Below are 17,480 nucleotides of genomic sequence, written 5' to 3'. Positions count from 1 at the left end.
CGACGGCCACCTCTTCTACGGAATCGTGCTCGGCGATGGTCTCGCTCATCAGGCGTCTCCTTGATCATCGGATCCGCCGTCTATTGGACACTCCCTCCTCTCCGGGCTCTACCTGCTCCCCGAGTCCAAGAAGAACCTGTACAAGCCGCCGAAGAACCCCGTGGGCGCCTCGGACATCGGCTACCTCAAGGACGAGAACATCCGGCTGACCCTTGAGAACGTGCGTCAGGCCTGGTTGGACGGCCATGAGATAGGCACCCACTTCAACGGCCACTTCTGCGGGGGCTCGGGTTCGGTCGGCCGCTGGACCGCCGCTGACTGGCGCTCCGAGGTGGACCAGGCCGTGTCCTTCGTCACCCAATGGCGCACGAACACCGGGTTCACCGATCTGGAACCGCTGCCCTTCGACTACACCAAGGAGCTCGTCGGGGCGCGTACGCCCTGCCTGCTGGGCCAGGAGAACCTGCTGCCCACGGCCCGTGAGTTGGGCTGGCGCTACGACGCGAGCTCCCCGGGCGGCCTACAGATGTGGCCCCAGAAGAAGCAGGACGTCTGGGACCTGCCGTTGCAGTCGCTGCCCTTCCCGGGCCATTCCTTCGAGGTTCTCTCGATGGACTACAACATCCTCGCGAACCAGTCGAAGAACAGCACCCGGGGCGCCCCGGCCAGGTACCCGCACTGGCGTAAGCAGGCCACCGGCACCTATCTGAACGGCTTCCGGCGCGCCTACGAGACGAACCGGGCACCGCTGTTCATCGGCAACCACTTCGAGCAGTGGAACGGCGGCATCTACATGGACGCCGTCGAGGAGGCCCTCAAGGCCATGGCGGACAAACGGGACGTCAGGTTGGTGTCCTTCCGGCAGTTCACCGACTGGCTCGACGCCCAGGACCCCGCCGTCCTGGCCAAACTCCGTTCGCTCGCCCCGGGGCAGGCCCCGGCCGGCGGCTGGAACACCTTCCTGACCGCGGCATGAGCACGCCCACGGGGGGTGCGGAAGATCGGCAAAACGCCCATGCGAAACTTTTCACATGAGTCCTAGCCGTGCCCCCCGACGCCGCCGCTCGACCAGCGGTCGCGCGATCCTGCTGACCGCGGTGAGCACCGTAGGAGCCGTGCTGCTCACGGCATGCGGTGCCTCGGACGGCGGGAGCAACAGCACTGGTTCCGGCAGCAAGACCGGGTACGTGACCGGCGCCGGCGGTGTCGCCACCGTCGCCAGATCCGAACGGCAAGCCGTCCCGAAGATCGACGGCAAGACGGTCGACGGCGGCCAGCTCAGCCTCGACGACTACAAGGGCAAGGTCGTCGTCGTCAACGTGTGGGGCTCCTGGTGTCCGCCCTGTCGAGCCGAGGCACCGCACTTCGCCAAGGTCTCCAAGGAGCTCAAGGCACAGGGCGTCGAGTTCGTGGGCATCAACACCCGGGACAACTCGGTGGCGAACGCCGCCGCCTTCGAGCAGGACTACGACATCACCTACCCGAGCCTGTACGACCCGATCGGCAAGCTCATGCTCCGCTTCCCCAAGGGCACGCTCACCCCGCAGGGCATCCCCTCCACCCTGGTGCTCGACCGGGAGGGGCGGATCGCCGCCCGCGCCCTGACCGCGCTGGGCGAGAAGAACCTGCGGTCGATGATCGCACCTGTCCTCGCGGAGAAGTGACCTCGTGACCGCTTCTGCCGCGGCCGTCGAGCCCGGCGGCGTCAGCGGGGTCGTCATCCGCGCAAGGCTCGCGGTGACCACGCCGATCGCCGCGCCCCCGGCCACCTCCGGCCGGGCCGAGCGGCACCCCGCGCGGGTAACGGGGCCGGCGCGGGCGTGCTGGTCCACGCCGACCTGCTGCTCGTCACAGGTGGGTGGGGCAGCATCGTCAGTGACATGCACGGCCGGACGCAGTCGTTCACGGTGGGGATCTGAGGACAACAGGACATGAGTACGACCGATGGCAACACCACCACTACGGCGGAGGGCCCGTCCGAGGACCAGACCGCGCACGCCGCGCCGCAGAGCGGCCCCGAGCCGGCGACCGGCGCCGGGGACGGGGGACTGGGAGCCGCCGGTTCCCAGTTGAGCACCGCGCCCGCGGAGGAGCCGGCCTCGGCGCAACCGGTCGGCCTCGGAGTGGTCGGCTGGGCCCGCTGGTTCTGGCGGCAGCTGACCTCGATGCGGGTCGCGTTGATCCTGCTGCTGTTGCTCTCCCTCGGGTCCATCCCCGGCTCGCTGGTCCCCCAGAACAACGTGGACCCGCTGAAGGTCGCCGACTGGAAGCGGACCCATGAGTTCTGGGTGCCGGTCGCCGAGAAGCTCCAGCTCTTCGACGTCTACAGCTCGGTGTGGTTCTCAGCGATCTACATCCTGCTGTTCGTCTCGCTGATCGGCTGCATCGTGCCCCGCACCTGGCAGTTCGTCGGTCAGCTGCGAGGTCGCCCGCCCGGTGCTCCGGCCCGGTTGAACCGGCTGCCCGTGTACACCACCTGGCGCACCGAGTCCGCCCCGGAGCAGGTTCTGACGCACGCCCGTGAACTGTTGCGGTCCCGGCGGTTCCGCACCGAGCCGGCGGGCGACTCCATCGGTTCCGAGAAGGGCTATCTGCGCGAGGCGGGGAACCTGATGTTCCATATCGCGCTGATCGTGATGCTGGTGGCGTTCGCGGCGGGGCAGCTCTACAAGTCCGAGGGCGGCAAACTCGTCCTTCGCGGCGGCGGCTTCGCGAACACGCTCACTCAGTACGACGACTTCAAGTCCGGAAGCCTCTTCGACAGCAGCAGCCTGCCCCCTTTCTCCTTCACCCTGGACCGCTTCGACGCGACGTACGAGCGCACCGGTCCACAGAAGGGCACGCCCCGCACGTTCAAGGCCTACGTCACCCTCACCGAGGGGGCGGACGGCACCCCGCGCAAGACGCAGATCGAGGTCAACAAGCCCCTCGACGTCGACGGTGCCAAGGTCTACCTGCTGGGCCACGGGTACGCGCCGGTCATCTCGGTGACCGACCCGCGCGGCAAGGTCATCTTCCGGGACGCCGTGCCGATGCTGCCGATGGACTCCAACATCACGTCCTCGGGCGCGGTGAAGGTGACCGACGGCTACCGCGACAAGAGCGGAAAGAAGGAGCAGCTCGGCTTCAACGCCTTCTTCGTGCCCACCTTCGCGGGCGAGGGCAAGGGCCAGATGTTCTCGCAGTTCCCGGCGTTGGACTTCCCGGTCCTCGCACTCAGCGCGTACCACGGGAGCCTGGGCGTGGACGCGGGCCTGCCGCAGAACGTGTACCAGCTCGACACCAGCAAGATGGAGAAGTTCAAGGACGCCAGCGGTGAGCTGTTCAAGCAGCGCCTGCTGCCCGGTGAGTCCATGACCCTGCCGGAAGGCGCGGGCACGGTGAAGTTCGAGGGCGTCGAACGCTGGGCGACCTTCCAGATCTCCCAGCAGCCCGGCAACGGCCTCGCCCTGGCCGGCGCCATCGCCGCGATCGCCGGTCTCGCCGGATCGCTGTTCATCCAGCGACGCCGGATCTGGGTGCGGGCGGTGCGCGGAGCCGATGGAGTCACCGTCGTCGAGATGGCGGGCCTCGGTCGCAGCGAGTCCGCCAGGCTCCCCGAAGAACTGGCCGACCTGGCCGCAACGCTGAATCAGCAGGCGCCCACGGCGCCCGAGCCCGATCCTGTCGAAGGAGAGCGCGGATGATGTACATCGCCGCCGCAGCCAATGAGAACCTGGCTCACATCAGCAATGTGCTGATCTATTCGTCGATGGCGGTCTACACCCTCGCCTTCTTCGCGCATATCGCCGAGTGGACGTTCGGCAGCCGCAGCAAGGTCGCCCGGACCGCCGCGGCCCTGACGCCCACGGCCGCGGCGGCAGCCGCCCCGGCCGTGCGGGTGCGCAACGCCGAGGGCGGCGGTACCGCGGTCCTCACCAAGCCCGAGATCGTCACGCGTTCGGCGAGTGGCGCCCGCGACGTCCCGGATGGTCCGGGCGCCGCCGGCGGCACCGAGAAGGGCGACCTCTTCGGCCGTATCGCGGTCTCGCTCACCGTGCTGGCCTTCCTGGTGGAGGCGGGCGGCGTGGTCGCTCGCGCCCTGTCGGTGGAGCGTGCCCCCTGGGGCAACATGTACGAGTTCTCGATCACCTTCTCCACGGTGGCCGTCGGCGCGTACCTGGCTCTGCTGCTCGCCGGCAAGAACGTTCGCTGGATGGGCCTGATCCTGGTCACGACCGTGCTGCTGGACCTCGGCGTCGCCACCACCTGGCTCTACACCGACAGTGACCAGCTGGTGCCCGCGCTGCACTCGTACTGGCTGTGGATCCACGTCTCGACGGCGATCTTCTGCGGGGCGGTCTTCTACATCGGCGCGGCCGGCACGGTGCTCTACCTCTTCCGCGACTCCTACGAGAACAAGCTCGCGACCGGGGGCAAGCCGAACGCCCTGGTCTCCTCCATCCTGGAGCGGCTGCCCTCCGCGGCCTCCCTGGACAAGTTCTCCTACCGGATCAACGCCGCCGTCTTCCCGCTGTGGACGTTCACGATCATCGCCGGCGCGATCTGGGCCGGCGACGCCTGGGGCCGCTACTGGGGCTGGGACCCCAAGGAGGTCTGGTCCTTCGTGACCTGGGTGGCTTACGCGGGCTACCTGCACGCGCGGGCCACCGCAGGCTGGAAGGGCCGCAAGGCCGCCTATCTGGCGCTGTTCGCCTTCGCCTGCTGGATCTGGAACTACTACGGGGTGAACATCCTGCTCAGCGGCAAGCACTCGTACGCGGGCGTCTGACCTCCTCAAGGTCATCCGCCGGGAGCAGTCGGGAGTCCCTGGCCCTTGAGTCGGGAGGATGTCAAGCTGGTGCCATGGCCGCATCGACCACACCGGTCGCCACCGGCACCAGCGAGGCCCGGGGGCCCGACCGGTTCAGAGTCCACTTCGAACTGCACCTCCCGCACGGTTACGAACAGCTGTGGACGGTTCTGACCACCGATGAGGGGCTGCGCACCTGGCTGTGCGCGGCCGAGGTCCTGGAGCGCAGGCTGGGCGGTGCGGTCAGCCTGCGCTGGCTGAACGGGCCGTCCGCGCGTGCCGGGCGGACCTTCCGGGGACACGTCACCGCCTGGGACGTGGAACACGTCGTCGAGTACACCGTGGCCGAGCACGGGCGGATCCGCTTCCACCTCGACGCGGTGGGCACCGACTCCACCGTCATCCGCTTCACCGACGAACGCACCGGCTCCGAAGCAGACCGCCTCGACTGCCTCGCCGGCTGGCACGACCACTTCGAGCGGCTGGCCTTCGCCCTCGAAGGGCGCCCCACCGACTGGGGCTCCTGGACTGATGCGCGCTGGGCCCGGCTCCGTGCCGAATACGCGGCGGTTGACCGGGCCAGGTGAAGCCGCCCGGTGTGGACCCGGGGGCGCCTCGGCCGCACGGGTCCGTACGGGGGCAGGTCAGCTGCCGTCCTCGCGCCCGTCGACGTCGTCCTGCGCCCCCCGGCGCTTCTTCTCCTCGTCGAGGGACTTCAGGAAGTCGGGGTTGTCGTCGGGCGCCACCCACTGGGCCCGCCGGCCGCCGCCGAAGGCGCTTCCGCCCGCCACGGCCCGCTGCTTACCGGCGACCAGCCAGACGACTGGACCGACGATGGAGAACAGCAAGATGATGATCACCCAGGCGACCTTGGGGAGGTGTTTGACCTCTTCCTCGGACGTGTTGAGGCAGTCGATGAAGGCGTAGATCGTCAGAGCGAGGATCAGCAGGAACGGCAGGTAGCGCAGCACGGTGTGAGCCAGACCCCCAAAGACGCGACGGGCAGTGGCTCCAGGGTAGTCGGTACGCCGCCGGAGCCCGGCGGCCTCGCTCGGGGGCTGCGGGGTGCACGGCCCCGCAGCCCCCCGCGTTGAGGGACACCGCCCTGCGGGATGCCACAATTGCGCGCATGGCTTACGACGATCTCCGCTCGCTGCTCCGGGCTCTGGAGCGGGAGGGCGACCTCAAGCGCATCAAGGCCGAAGTCGACCCGTATCTGGAGGTCGGGGAGATCGTCGACCGGGTGAACAAGGCGGGGGGCCCGGCCCTGCTGTTCGAGAACGTCAAGGGTTCCTCGATGCCTCTGGCGATGAACGTCTTCGGTACCGACCGCCGTCTGCTCAAGTCCCTCGGGCTGAAGTCCTACGCCGAGATCAGCGAGCGGATCGGCGGCCTGCTCAAGCCGGAGCTCCCGCAGGGTTTCATCGGGGTCCGGGAGGCGTTCGGAAAGCTCGGGGCGATGACGCATGTGCCGCCGAAGAAGGTCAAGGGCGCCGACGCTCCCGTGCAGGAGGTCGTCCTGACCGGTGAGGACGTGGACCTGGACCAGCTGCCGGCGCTCTTCACCTGGCCCAAGGACGGCGGGTCGTTCTTCAACCTCGGACTGACCCACACCAAGCACCCCGAGACCGGGGTCCGCAACCTCGGCCTCTACCGTCTCCAGCGCCACGACCGGCGCACCATCGGCATGCACTGGCAGATCCACAAGGACAGCCGCAACCACTACGCGGTGGCCGCACAGCGGGGCGAGCGGCTGCCGGTCGCCATCGCCTTCGGCTGCCCGCCGGCGGTGACCTACGCCTCCACGGCCCCGCTGCCCGGAGACATCGACGAGTACCTGTTCGCCGGTTTCGTCTCGGGCAAACGTATCGAGATGGTCGACTGCAAGACGGTCCCGCTCCAGGTCCCGGCCCAGGCCGAGGTGGTGCTGGAGGGATGGTTGGAGCCCGGCGAGACGCTGCCGGAGGGCCCCTTCGGTGACCACACCGGCTTCTACACGCCGCAGGAACCTTTCCCGGCGCTCACCATCGACTGCGTGACGATGCGCAGGCGTCCGTTGCTCCAGTCGATCGTGGTGGGTCGCCCACCCACCGAGGACGGCCCGCTCGGCCGCGCCACGGAACGATTCTTCCTGCCGCTACTGAAGATCATCGTCCCGGACATCGTGGACTACCACCTGCCCGAGTCCGGTGGTTTCCACAACTGCGCGATCGTCTCGATCGACAAGAAGTACCCCAAGCACGCGCAGAAGGTGATGCACGCCATCTGGGGTGCGCACATGATGTCCCTGACCAAGTTGATCATCGTGGTGGACAGCGACTGCGACGTCCACGATCTGCACGAAGTCTCCTGGCGGGCTCTGGGCAACACGGACTACTCCCGGGACCTCACGGTGGTCGAGGGCCCGGTGGACCATCTCGATCACGCCTCCTACCAGCAGTTCTGGGGCGGGAAGGCGGGCATCGACGCCACGAAGAAGCTGCCCGAAGAGGGATACACCCGTGACGGCGGCTGGCCGGACATGGTGGAGTCCGACCCGGCCACGGCGGCCCTGGTCGACCGCCGCTGGAAGGAGTACGGGCTGTGACCACGGCCGCCGTGCCCGGCGCCCAGCCGGGCCGTACCAAGGCGTTCCTCCGCCTGGTGATGATCGAACACTCGGTCTTCGCGCTGCCCTTCGCCTACATCGCCGCGTTGACGGCGATGTTCCAGGAGGGGGGCGGGGTGCAGTGGGTGACCTTGCTGCTGGTCACCGTGTGCATGGTGGGCCTGCGTACCTTCGCCATGGCCTGCAACCGGATCATCGACCGGGAGATCGACGCGCGCAACCCGCGCACCGCCACCCGGGAGCTGGTGACCGGGGCGGTGTCGGTCCGCTCCGCCTGGACCGGGGCGGGGATCGCCGTCACCGTCTTCCTGGGCGCGGCGGCCCTGCTCAACCCGCTGTGCCTGGCACTGGCGCCGGTCGCCGTGGTGCCGATGGTGGTCTATCCGTACGGCAAGCGCTTCACCCACTACCCGCACGCCATCCTGGGCCTGGCCCAGGCGATCGGGCCGGTCGGTGCTTGGCTGGCGGTGAGCGGGCAGTGGTCCTGGGACGCGGTCGTCCTCGGCCTGGCCGTCGGTGTCTGGATCGGCGGCTTCGACCTGATCTTCGCCTGCCAGGACGTGCAGGCCGACCGCGCCCACGGAGTGATGTCGGTCCCGGCCCGGTTCGGCATTCCGGCGGCGCTGTGGGGTGCGCGGGTGTGCCATCTGGTGACCTTGGCCCTGTTCGCCTGGTACGCCTACGCCACCGGCGCCGGCGTGTTCCTCTGGATTGGCCTGGTGGTCGTCGCCGCGGCCTTCGGGTACGAGCACACGATCGTCACCCCGCACGACCTGTCCCGCCTCAACCGCGCCTTCTTCACCGTCAACGGCTTCATCGGGATCGCGCTGTTCGTCTGTGCCCTGATCGATCTGAGCCTGCGGGGTCTGACGCCCTGAGCCGCGCCGCGGGCACCTGGCCTCAGCGGGCCGGCCTGCCCGCACCGGGGGCGCGGATCAGTACCGCCGCTGCGATGCCCGCGAGCAGGCCGAAGAGGTGCGCCTGCCAGCTGATGCCCGCGGTGGGGCTGAGGCCCATCACGAAGGATCCGCCCCAGTACAGGGCGATCAGCATGCCGACGGTGATGGAGACCGGATTGCGTTCGACGAACCCGCGGACCAGCAGGTAGCCGAAGAGGCCGAAGACCAGGCCGGAGGCGCCGACGGTCAAGGTGTGGGGCGGGGAGAGCAGCCAGACACCGAAGCCGCTGGCCACGATGATGACGGCGCTCACCGCCAGGAAGCGGCCGATGCCGCCGAGGGCGGTGAGGAAGCCGAGGACCAGGAGCGGGAGGCTGTTGGCCACGAGGTGGTCCCACCCGATGTGCAGGAAGGGGGCAGCGAGGATGCCGCTCAGTCCGTCCGGTTCGCGCGCGGTGATGCCGTAGTCGTCGAGGGGGTTTCCGGCGAGTTGGTCGATGCCCTCAATGATCCACAGCAGCGCCACCCACGCCACCATCAATTTGGCGGCGGACGCGGCGCGCCGAGTGCCCGTCCGCGTGCTACCGGTGGGCACCCCGGCTCGTCCATCGGACATCTTCGCTCCTTTGTACCGCTCCCGTCTTGGTTTCCCTCTCCTCGGAACGTCCGGAGCACCTGAGTAAGTGCCCGCCCGCCTGGTCCCGATAGGCTCGGTCCATGACAGACGGCAAGCGCACCCCGTGGGTGGTCGGGGTCTCCGGGGCGTCGGGCACGCCGTATGCCGCGGCGGTGCTGCGGGGGCTGTTGGCCGGTGGCGAGGGCGTGGACCTGGTGGTCAGCCGCGCTTCCCGGCTCACGCTGCTGGACGAGACGGGCATCGCCTTCCGCGATGCGCATTGGCGCGCGGACCTGCGCAGTTGGCTCGCCCAGGGGGCGGACGGCAAGCCGGGGACCTTCGAGGTTCCCGAGGGGTGGCTGGATTCGGTACGGCACTGGGCGGCCGGGGACCTCGCCGCGGGGCCGAGTTCGGGCTCGTACCCGGTGAAGGGGATGCTCATCGTGCCGGCCTCGACGGCCTGTGTGGCCGGCGTGGCGCTGGGGCTCTCCAAGGACCTGCTCCAGCGGGCGGCGAGCGTGACGCTCAAGGAGCGGCGCCGGCTGGTGGTCGCGGTGCGGGAGACCCCGCTGAACGGGCAGACGCTGCGCCACCTGGTCACGCTGGACGAGGCGGGAGCCGTGGTGCTGCCCGCCTCTCCGGCGTTCTATGCGGGTGCGACGCACATCCAGGACCTGGTGGACTTCGTCGCCGGGCGGGTGCTGGACGCGGCAGGGGTGCCGCATTCGCTGTACCGCCGCTGGGAAGGAGAGCTCGGTGGCGGCAGCTCCCCCCGGGGTTAGCGCTTCTTGCCGAGGCGCAGGCGCCGGGTCTTGTCCACGCGGTGCGCGGCGGCCGGCTGGTGGGCACGCGAGCGGTCGGCGTCCTCCTGCAGCTGGCGCATGCGGGCGTAAGCCATCTCGATCGTGTACACGGTGAGAACACTCTCCTGAAAGATCGGCGTTGATCTGCTGAAGGTTTCGCTGGTTCACAGGGTGTCGACCCCTGTATGCCTTAGATTCTATACGTAATCTCGCGGTATCGCTAAACAATGGAAGGCTCCAGGCACATGGACGCGGTGGATAGGCAGCTCATCCAGGCTCTCCGGGAGAACGGCCGGGCCTCGTACGCCGAGCTGGGACGACTGGTCGGGCTCTCCGGGCCGAGCGTGACCGATCGCATCAACCGGCTCGAGACCGCCGGCGTGATCACCGGCTACCGGGCGACGGTGGACGCGGCCTCCCTCGGCCTGGGGGTGACCGCCCTGATCGGCATCTCCCTCTCCGACGCCGCCGACCACGAGGACGTGGCGCGCCGACTGCGCGATCTCGCGGAGATCGAGGACTGCTGGTTCATCGCCGGCGACGACTCCTACATGCTCAAGGCCCGCGCCAGTGACGTGGACGGCCTGGAGAAGATCATCCGGAGGCTCTCCGGCACCAAGGGGGTCTCCCGTACCCGCACCACCATCGTGCTCTCCACCAAGTGGGAGAACCGGGTCGGGGAGCTGCCCGAAGAGGCCTGAGAGTACGGTGGGCGAGGCAGGTAAGGACTGACATACATGGGAGGCGACCGGTCTATGGACGCTGGGCTCAAGCGCGAGCTGGAGGAGAAGGTCCGCTCCGGTGAGCGGCTGACCCGGGAGGACGGCATCGCCCTCTACGAGTCGGACGACCTGGCCTGGCTGGGCGGTCTCGCCCATGAGGTGCGCACCCGCAAGAACGGCGACGTGGTGCACTTCAACGTCAACCGGCACCTCAACATGACCAACGTGTGCACCGCCTCGTGTGCGTACTGCTCCTTCCAGCGCAAGCCGGGAGAGAAGGACGCCTACACGATGCGCATCGAGGAGGCCGTGCGGCTGGCCAAGACGATGGAGAACGAGAACCTCACCGAGCTGCACATCGTCAACGGCCTGCACCCGAACCTGCCCTGGCGTTACTACCCGCGGTCGCTGAGCGAGCTGAAGAAGGCCCTGCCGAACGTCTCCCTCAAGGCCTTCACCGCGACCGAGATCCACCACTTCGAGACCATCTCCGGTCTCTCGGCCTCGGAGATCCTCGACGAGCTGATCGAAGCGGGGCTGGAGTCGTTGACCGGCGGTGGCGCCGAGATCTTCGACTGGGAGGTCCGTCAGCACATCGTGGACCACCGCACCCACTGGGAGGACTGGTCGCGCATCCACCGTCTGGCGCACGAGAAGGGGTTGAAGACCCCGTGCACCATGCTCTACGGCCACATCGAAGAGCCCCGGCACCGGGTGGACCACGTGCTGCGCCTGCGCGAGCTCCAGGACGAGACCGGCGGTTTCCAGGTCTTCATCCCGCTGCGCTACCAGCACGACTTCGTCGACGTGAAGGACGGCAAGGTGCGCAACACCCTCCAGGCGCGCACCACGATGGCGACCGGCGCGGAGGCGCTGAAGACCTTCGCGGTCTCGCGGCTGCTCTTCGACAACGTCCCGCACGTCAAGGTGTTCTGGGTGATGCACGGAGTGCAGACGGCGCAGCTCGCGCTTCAGCACGGCGCGGACGACATGGACGGTTCGGTCGTCGAGTACAAGATCACGCATGATGCGGACAACTACGGAACCCCGAACAAGCTGAGCCGCGACGACCTGCTGGACCTGATTCGCGAAGCGGGCTTTCGGCCGGTGGAGCGCAACACCCGCTACGAGGTCATCCGCGAGTACCCGGGTCCGGACGCGCAGCTGCGGGAGTCCCCGCAGCCGATGCGCCTCTGAGGGGGCGCCGGGCTTCCCGGTCAGCGAGGTGCAGGGTCCCCGTCCGCGATGAGGACGGGGGCCCTGCGTGTGTTGGTGGCATGCCCCGTGTAATGGATAACATCTAGCCATGGCCCTTACCTTCACCCTTGACCCTGCGATCACCCCGGAGCTGCGCGACGGCGTCCTGGAGCTGTGGACCGAGGTGTCCAACGCGGGCGGGTCCGTCGGTTTCGTGCCGCCCGTGACGGCCCAGGTCGTCCGCCCCGAGTTGGTCCGGCAGTTGGCTGCACTGGCCCAGGGGAAGGCCCGGTTGGTCACGGGCCACGACGAGGAGGGCCGGGTCGCCGCCACGGCCTTCCTCGCCCTGAACCGCCACCGCCTGATGACCCACTGGCTGTGGGTGAACACGGTGATGGTCCACCCGCGCCACCAAGGGCGCGGCCACGGCCGTGAGCTGATGGCCCAGGCCGCGGGCGCCGCCCGCGGCCTGGCGGGCATCGAGGCCATCCGGCTCACCTGCCGCGGTGGTCTTGGACTGGAGCGGTTCTACGCCTCCTGCGGTTACCGGGAAGTCGGCCGGGTCCCGGGCGCGATCCGGGTGGCCGAGGGTGATGACCGCGATGACATCACCCTGCTGCTCACGCTGGACTGAGGGCCGGCAGCCGCCCCCGCTGCCCACGGGGTGGGGGTCGGCATGCTTCACTGGACGGGACCGTAGGCAGGAAGAGAGAAGGCTCGCCGTGTCCGTCAAGCCGAGCGCAACGATCCGCTACACCGCGATGCGACTGGGGATCTTCGCGGGTAGCTTCTTCGCCGTCTGGGGCCTGGTGCGTCTCGGCGTGCTGCCCGCCGGACTCGGCGCCTCCAACCTGATGTGGGTCGTGCTGCTGGCGCTGGTCGTCTCCGCCCCGCTCTCCTTCGTGCTGCTGCGCAAGCAGCGTGAGGAGATGGCCCTGCAGGTGGAGGAGCGCGTCACGCGGACGAAGCGGCGACTGAGCGATAACCGCAGCATGGAGGACGCCGCCGACGACGCGGCACGCGCCGGCCTCTGAGCCGCCGCGGGCGCCCCGCGGCGCGCGCTCGACACCTCGTGTTTGCCAGGGCCCCGGCGCCGGAGACGACCTCTCCGGCGCCGGGGCCCTGGCTTGTGTCGCCGCTGGCGAGGCGCCCTGCGTGCGATCTTCGATGGGTTCCCTTGTGGCGGGTTTCTTCCTGGGCTTTGCAGGCGGGAGTCGAGGTGGACCTTCGAAGAATGCAAGTAACGCTTTGAGATTCTCAAAGTGCAAGTGTTAACGTCTTGGCTATGAAGACCGCAGTCGCGCCCCGCCGCATGCCCATGAGCATCCCGCTCGTGGCGCGACTGCACGTCGATCTCTGCCGCCGGGTGTCCGCGGCCTGTTGCTGCCGCTGAGCGCGACTCATCCCCTCATCTCTTCCCGCTGCTTCATCACTCCCGGAGCGTCTTCGTGTCCGCGATCTCCAAGACCGCACCCAAGCCCACCCGCGAACCGGGCACCCGGACCGGTTTCAAGTTCCCCTTCTGGGCCCAGATCGTCGCCGGTCTGGTCCTCGGTGTCCTGCTGGGCTGGCTCGCCCGCAGTCAGGACATCGGCTGGCTCTACACCACCCTGGAGAAGGTCGGCGACGTCTTCGTCCAGCTGCTGAAGCTGGCCGTGGCCCCGCTCGTCTTCTTCGCGATCCTGGTGTCCATCACCAACCTGCGGAAGGTCAACAACGCCGCTCGACTGGCCTCCCGCACGCTGCTGTGGTTCATGATCACTTCACTGATCGCGGTCGGCATCGGACTCACCATCGGTCTGCTGACGGATCCGGGCGCGGGCACCGGCCTCACGCCCAAGGACGGAAAGCTCCCCAAGTACACCGGCTCCTGGCTCGACTTCCTCACCGGAATCGTGCCCAGTGACGTCATCACCCCCTTCACCGAGCTGAACGTCCTGCAGATCGTCTTCATGGCCGCGGTCGCCGGCGTCGCGGCCCTCCAACTCGGTGAGAAGGCCCAGCCGATCCTGACCCTGAGTCAGGCGGTCCTGGAGCTGCTCCAAAAGGCCCTGTGGTGGGTCATCCGGCTGGCCCCGCTGGGCACCGTGGGCCTGATCGGGTACGCCATCGCCGACTACGGCTGGGACCTGATCGGCAAGTACGCGACCTTCACCGCCGACGTCTACATCGGTTGCGCCCTGGTGATGTTCGGTGTGTACCCGCTGCTCCTGGCGACCGTCGCCAAGGTGAGCCCGCTCCAGTTCTTCAAGGGTGCCTGGCCGGCCATCCAGCTCGCCTTCGTCTCCCGCTCCTCGGTGGGCACCATGCCCGTCACCCAGAAGGTCACCGAGCGGCTCGGGGTCCCGAAGGAGTACACCTCCTTCGCCGTTCCGTTCGGTGCCACCACGAAGATGGACGGCTGCGCCGCGATCTACCCGGCGCTGGCCGCGATCTTCATCGCGCAGATCTTCGATGTCCAGCTGGGCGTCGGCGACTACCTGCTGATCGCCTTCGTGTCGGTCATCGGCTCGGCCGCGACCGCCGGCCTGACCGGAGCCACCGTCATGCTGACGCTGACCCTGTCCACTCTCGGGTTGCCGCTGGAGGGGGTGGGGCTCTTGATGGCCATCGACCCGATCCTGGACATGGTCCGTACTGCCACCAACGTGGCCGGTCAGGCCGTGGTTCCGGTGCTGGTCGCCGCCCGCGAAGGCATCCTCGACAAGGCCTCCTTCTCCCGGGCCTCCGCCTCCCCGATCGACGCGGACGACTCGACCGCGCCGGTCCCGGCCGCCGCCTGAGGTCCATGCGGCTGTGCCGCAGCCTCCGGCGAGGGAACTGAAGCGCCGGGGGCGCTCGGAGCCATCCGCCAGGCCTGACCTTCTCGTGGTGACCCTCCCTCGATTCCTCGGGGGAGGGTCCTCGTCTTCGCCGCGACCGGTCCTTGCGGCCATCGCGCGTCACCCGGCGCGCCTCGGGTCCTGGTCGTGGACCTGTGGGGCGGCGGCGTGCCGGATCCCGGTGGGTACGTGACCGAAGGGACGTTCCTTTGGTCTCCGGTCTGGGCAAAGTGGCTACCGGTCAGTAGATTACCGCAGGTAACACGTTCACCCCGATCGTCGTGCCGTACGCGCCCGCCGCCCGGGCGCCTTCGCGCCGGAGCCGAGGAGAGCCCGTGTCCCGCACGCAGCGCAGCCGTCGCCCCAGACCGATGCCGCGCCCGAGCCCGTTCCCCCCACCTGCACCCTGATCGACGGAACCGTACGGGAGGTGTCCGTACCGGCGCTCGTCGCCCCACCCGCGCGCGGCTCACTCGCCGACATCCCCTTCGACAACGCCCGCGAGGCCCCCGAAGAAGCCGTCCTCGCCCGGTGCGACGCCGACACCGGTACCTGGCGAGACGTCACCGCAGCCGAGTTCGCCGACGAGGTCCGGGCCGTGGCCAAGGGACTGATAGCCGAAGGGATGCCCCCCGGCTCCCGGCTCGCGATCATGGCGCGAACCACCTACGAGTGGACCCTGCTCGACTTCGCGGCCTGGGCGGCCGGGCTGATCACCGTGCCGATCTACCCCACCTCCTCGGCCAGGCAGGTCCGGTGGATCATCCAGGACTCCGGTGCCACCGCCTGCGCCGTGGAGGACACCGACCAGGCCCGGCTGATCAGCGCCGAACGCGGCCACCTCCCCGGCCTCGCCCACTTGTGGGAGTTCGACACCGGAGCCATCGGTCGACTCGTCCGGGCCGGCGAACGGGTCCCCGACGAGGTCGTCACCGCCCGCCGGGCCGGCCTCGGCCCCCAGTCGGTGGCCACCCTCATCTACACCTCCGGCACCACTGGCCGGCCCAAGGGCTGTGTACTGACCCACGGCAACTTCTTCGCCGAGGTCGACAACGCCGTCGGCCTGCTCCACCCGCTCTTCAACTCGGTGAGCACCGAGCCCGCCTCCACCCTGCTCTTCCTGCCGCTCTCCCACGTCCTGGGACGGATGGTGGCCATCGGCTGCCTACGGGCCCGGGTACGGCTGGGGCACTGCCCCAGCATCCGCACCGAAGAACTGCTCGACGCGCTCGCCGGCTTCCGCCCCACCTTCCTGCTGGCCATCCCCTACGTCCTGGAGAAGGTCTTCAACACCGGCCGGGCCACCGCCGAGAAGCGCGGACGGGCCGCCGCGTTCGACCGTGCCGCCCGCATCGCCCGGCGCTACGGACACGCCGTCGAGGCACAGGAGCACGGCAGCGGGCCCGGCCCGGGACTGCTGCTGCGCGGCGCGCGCGCCCTGTACGAGCCGCTGGTCTACCGGCGCATCCGGGCCGCCCTCGGCGGCCACGTCCGTTACGTCCTGTGCGGCGGCTCCCCCCTCGGCTGCCGCCTCGCCGCTTTCTACGCCGGGGCGGGCATCGAGGTGTACGAGGGCTACGGGCTCACGGAGACCACGGCCGCCGCCACCGTCACCCCGCCCCTGAAACCGAGGCTGGGCACAGTGGGTTGGCCCCTGCCGGGCACCGCGGTACGAATCGCCGACGACGGGGAGGTACTGCTGCGCGGCGGGCACGTCTTCGGCGGCTACTGGGACGCGCAACGCGCCGCGGTTGTCCCCGCCACCCGGGACGACTGGCTGCCCACCGGCGACATAGGTGCCCTCGACGCCGACGGCTACCTGTCCATCACCGGCAGGAAGAAGGACCTGATCATCACCTCCGGGGGCAAGAACGTGGCCCCCGCCCCACTGGAGGACTGGCTGCGGGCCCATCCACTGATCGCCCAGGCCATGGTGGTGGGCGACAACCGTCCGTACGTGGCCGCCCTGATCACCCTGGAGCCCGACGGCCTCGCGCACTGGCGGACCGTCCACAAGTTCCACGAGGTACCGCTGACCCAACTGATCGCCGGGGAGGAACTGCGCTCGGAGATCCAAAAGGCGGTGGACGAGGCGAACCAACTCGTCTCCCGCGCCGAGTCGGTCCGCCGTTTCGCCCTGCTCCCAGTGGACTTCACGGAGGCCGCCGGCCACCTCACGCCTTCGCTGAAGCTGCGCCGCGCGGCGATCGCCCGGGACTTCGCCGCCGAGATCGCCGGACTGTACGGGCCGGGTACAGGGCGGCGATGAACCCGCGGACCGCACAGGAGTCGGCGGGGCCGTCGCTCGCCGGTGCCGACCTGGCCGCCGCCCTGGCGGCGATCCGGGCAGCCGCGGCATGGGGCGCCCTCCCCGGCACGGCAGCGAGTTCGTCTTCGGGCAGCCCGACACCTGGGGCACCCCGGACGCCGAGTCCGTCACCGACACGCGCCTATACGGCACCGCCAACGCCCGATGCTGGGACCGGCTCCACCCCAAGCTGACCCACCGATCTTCCTGGGCCGGAGCAGACGGCACCCTCCCGATCGTCGAGGGGACGGTGATCCGTCTGGACATCGACCACCTGCTCAGCGGAGCCACACCGAAGCCGGTCTGGCTGTGGTGGTCCGGTACCGACGCAGACGCAGCTGACGTCGACCGGCTCTGGCAGGCATACCTGCGGCGTTTCGACATCGAGCACACCTTCCGCCTGTTCAAGCAGACCCTCGGCTGGACCTCTCCGAAAATCCGCACCCCCGAGGCGGCAGACCGCTGGACCTGGCTGATCCTCGCGGCCTACACCCAACTCAGTCTCGCCCGGCCACTGGCAGCCGACCTCCGCCGGCCCTGGGAGCAACCCGCACCCATCGAACGCCTCACGCCCGCCCGCGTCCGCCGGGACTTCCGGCACATCCGCCCGAAGACCACGAGGCTGTCGCACAACTCCCCGCCCTCGACGGTCAAGTGTGTCTTCGGGGCTTGTGGGTGAAGAGCTTGTTGAGGTTGTGAACCGTGCCGAGGAA

General features: G+C 69.1%; 15 protein-coding genes and 2 pseudogenes. 15 read left to right on the top strand and 2 right to left on the bottom strand.

Features of this window, described 5'->3' with window-relative positions:
• Window positions 1-97: 97 nt before the first annotated feature.
• The 5 genes and pseudogenes from ACFYMC_RS28435 to ACFYMC_RS28415 form a co-directional block, all read left to right on the top strand.
• Window positions 98-976 (top strand): annotated as a pseudogene (locus tag ACFYMC_RS28435) (hypothetical protein); the annotation flags it as partial.
• Window positions 977-1,031: 55 nt separating this feature from the next.
• On the top strand, window positions 1,032-1,664 hold the full coding sequence (locus ACFYMC_RS28430; RefSeq protein ID WP_388530602.1) for a TlpA family protein disulfide reductase: 633 nt from the start codon (window positions 1,032-1,034) through the stop codon (window positions 1,662-1,664).
• Between the two features lie 267 nt (window positions 1,665-1,931).
• Entirely contained in the window at window positions 1,932-3,686 is a 1,755-nt protein-coding gene (locus ACFYMC_RS28425; protein WP_388530599.1) for a cytochrome c biogenesis protein ResB, read from the top strand.
• Entirely contained in the window at window positions 3,686-4,771 is a 1,086-nt protein-coding gene (gene ccsB / locus ACFYMC_RS28420) for a c-type cytochrome biogenesis protein CcsB (protein ID WP_388530610.1), read from the top strand. Before ACFYMC_RS28425 ends, ccsB begins: the two co-directional genes overlap by 1 nt.
• Window positions 4,772-4,845: 74 nt before the next feature.
• Window positions 4,846-5,379 (top strand): SRPBCC domain-containing protein, encoded by a 534-nt coding sequence (locus ACFYMC_RS28415; RefSeq protein ID WP_388530596.1) that lies wholly within the window; start codon window positions 4,846-4,848, stop codon window positions 5,377-5,379.
• Window positions 5,380-5,436: 57 nt separating this feature from the next.
• On the opposite strand, the gene ACFYMC_RS28410 is transcribed toward ACFYMC_RS28415, so the two are convergent.
• Complete coding sequence (locus ACFYMC_RS28410) at window positions 5,437-5,763, bottom strand: PLD nuclease N-terminal domain-containing protein (protein WP_388530593.1); 327 nt, start codon at window positions 5,761-5,763, stop codon at window positions 5,437-5,439.
• Between the two features lie 158 nt (window positions 5,764-5,921).
• Between ACFYMC_RS28410 and ACFYMC_RS28405 the strand changes: the two genes are divergently transcribed.
• Window positions 5,922-7,379, top strand: a complete 1,458-nt coding sequence (locus tag ACFYMC_RS28405) for a menaquinone biosynthesis decarboxylase (RefSeq protein ID WP_388530590.1) — start codon at window positions 5,922-5,924, stop codon at window positions 7,377-7,379.
• Window positions 7,376-8,278 carry a menaquinone biosynthesis prenyltransferase MqnP gene (gene mqnP, locus ACFYMC_RS28400; protein WP_388530587.1) on the top strand — a complete coding sequence of 301 codons (903 nt, stop codon included), beginning with the start codon at window positions 7,376-7,378 and terminating at the stop codon, window positions 8,276-8,278. Before ACFYMC_RS28405 ends, mqnP begins: the two co-directional genes overlap by 4 nt.
• Window positions 8,279-8,300: 22 nt before the next feature.
• Here mqnP and ACFYMC_RS28395 read toward each other — a convergent pair whose 3' ends face one another.
• Entirely contained in the window at window positions 8,301-8,915 is a 615-nt protein-coding gene (locus tag ACFYMC_RS28395; protein WP_388530584.1) for a rhomboid family intramembrane serine protease, read from the bottom strand.
• A 101-nt stretch (window positions 8,916-9,016) separates the two neighbouring features.
• Between ACFYMC_RS28395 and ACFYMC_RS28390 the strand changes: the two genes are divergently transcribed.
• From ACFYMC_RS28390 to ACFYMC_RS28355, 8 genes and pseudogenes are all read left to right on the top strand, one after another.
• Window positions 9,017-9,697 carry a UbiX family flavin prenyltransferase gene (locus tag ACFYMC_RS28390; protein WP_388530581.1) on the top strand — a complete coding sequence of 227 codons (681 nt, stop codon included), beginning with the start codon at window positions 9,017-9,019 and terminating at the stop codon, window positions 9,695-9,697.
• A 266-nt stretch (window positions 9,698-9,963) separates the two neighbouring features.
• On the top strand, window positions 9,964-10,419 hold the full coding sequence (locus ACFYMC_RS28385) for an Lrp/AsnC family transcriptional regulator (RefSeq protein ID WP_388530578.1): 456 nt from the start codon (window positions 9,964-9,966) through the stop codon (window positions 10,417-10,419).
• A gap of 54 nt (window positions 10,420-10,473) precedes the next feature.
• Entirely contained in the window at window positions 10,474-11,637 is a 1,164-nt protein-coding gene (gene mqnE, locus ACFYMC_RS28380; RefSeq protein ID WP_388530575.1) for an aminofutalosine synthase MqnE, read from the top strand.
• 109 nt (window positions 11,638-11,746) lie between these two features.
• Window positions 11,747-12,271, top strand: coding sequence for a GNAT family N-acetyltransferase (locus tag ACFYMC_RS28375; RefSeq protein ID WP_388530572.1), 525 nt, complete (start codon window positions 11,747-11,749; stop codon window positions 12,269-12,271).
• Window positions 12,272-12,359: 88 nt separating this feature from the next.
• Window positions 12,360-12,671, top strand: coding sequence for a DUF4229 domain-containing protein (locus ACFYMC_RS28370; protein ID WP_388530569.1), 312 nt, complete (start codon window positions 12,360-12,362; stop codon window positions 12,669-12,671).
• 423 nt (window positions 12,672-13,094) lie between these two features.
• Window positions 13,095-14,420 (top strand): dicarboxylate/amino acid:cation symporter, encoded by a 1,326-nt coding sequence (locus ACFYMC_RS28365; RefSeq protein WP_388530607.1) that lies wholly within the window; start codon window positions 13,095-13,097, stop codon window positions 14,418-14,420.
• A 445-nt stretch (window positions 14,421-14,865) separates the two neighbouring features.
• Window positions 14,866-16,728: an AMP-dependent synthetase/ligase gene (locus ACFYMC_RS28360; RefSeq protein WP_388530604.1), complete on the top strand. Its 1,863-nt coding sequence runs from the start codon at window positions 14,866-14,868 to the stop codon at window positions 16,726-16,728.
• Between the two features lie 31 nt (window positions 16,729-16,759).
• Window positions 16,760-17,386, top strand: a pseudogene (locus tag ACFYMC_RS28355) (transposase); the annotation flags it as partial.
• Window positions 17,387-17,480: the final 94 nt, after the last annotated feature.

It is taken from the genome of Streptomyces sp. NPDC006879 (genome assembly GCF_042869595.1).
In the GTDB taxonomy this organism is placed as follows: domain Bacteria; phylum Actinomycetota; class Actinomycetes; order Streptomycetales; family Streptomycetaceae; genus Streptomyces.
This window is presented reverse-complemented; position numbering and strand designations above follow the sequence as displayed.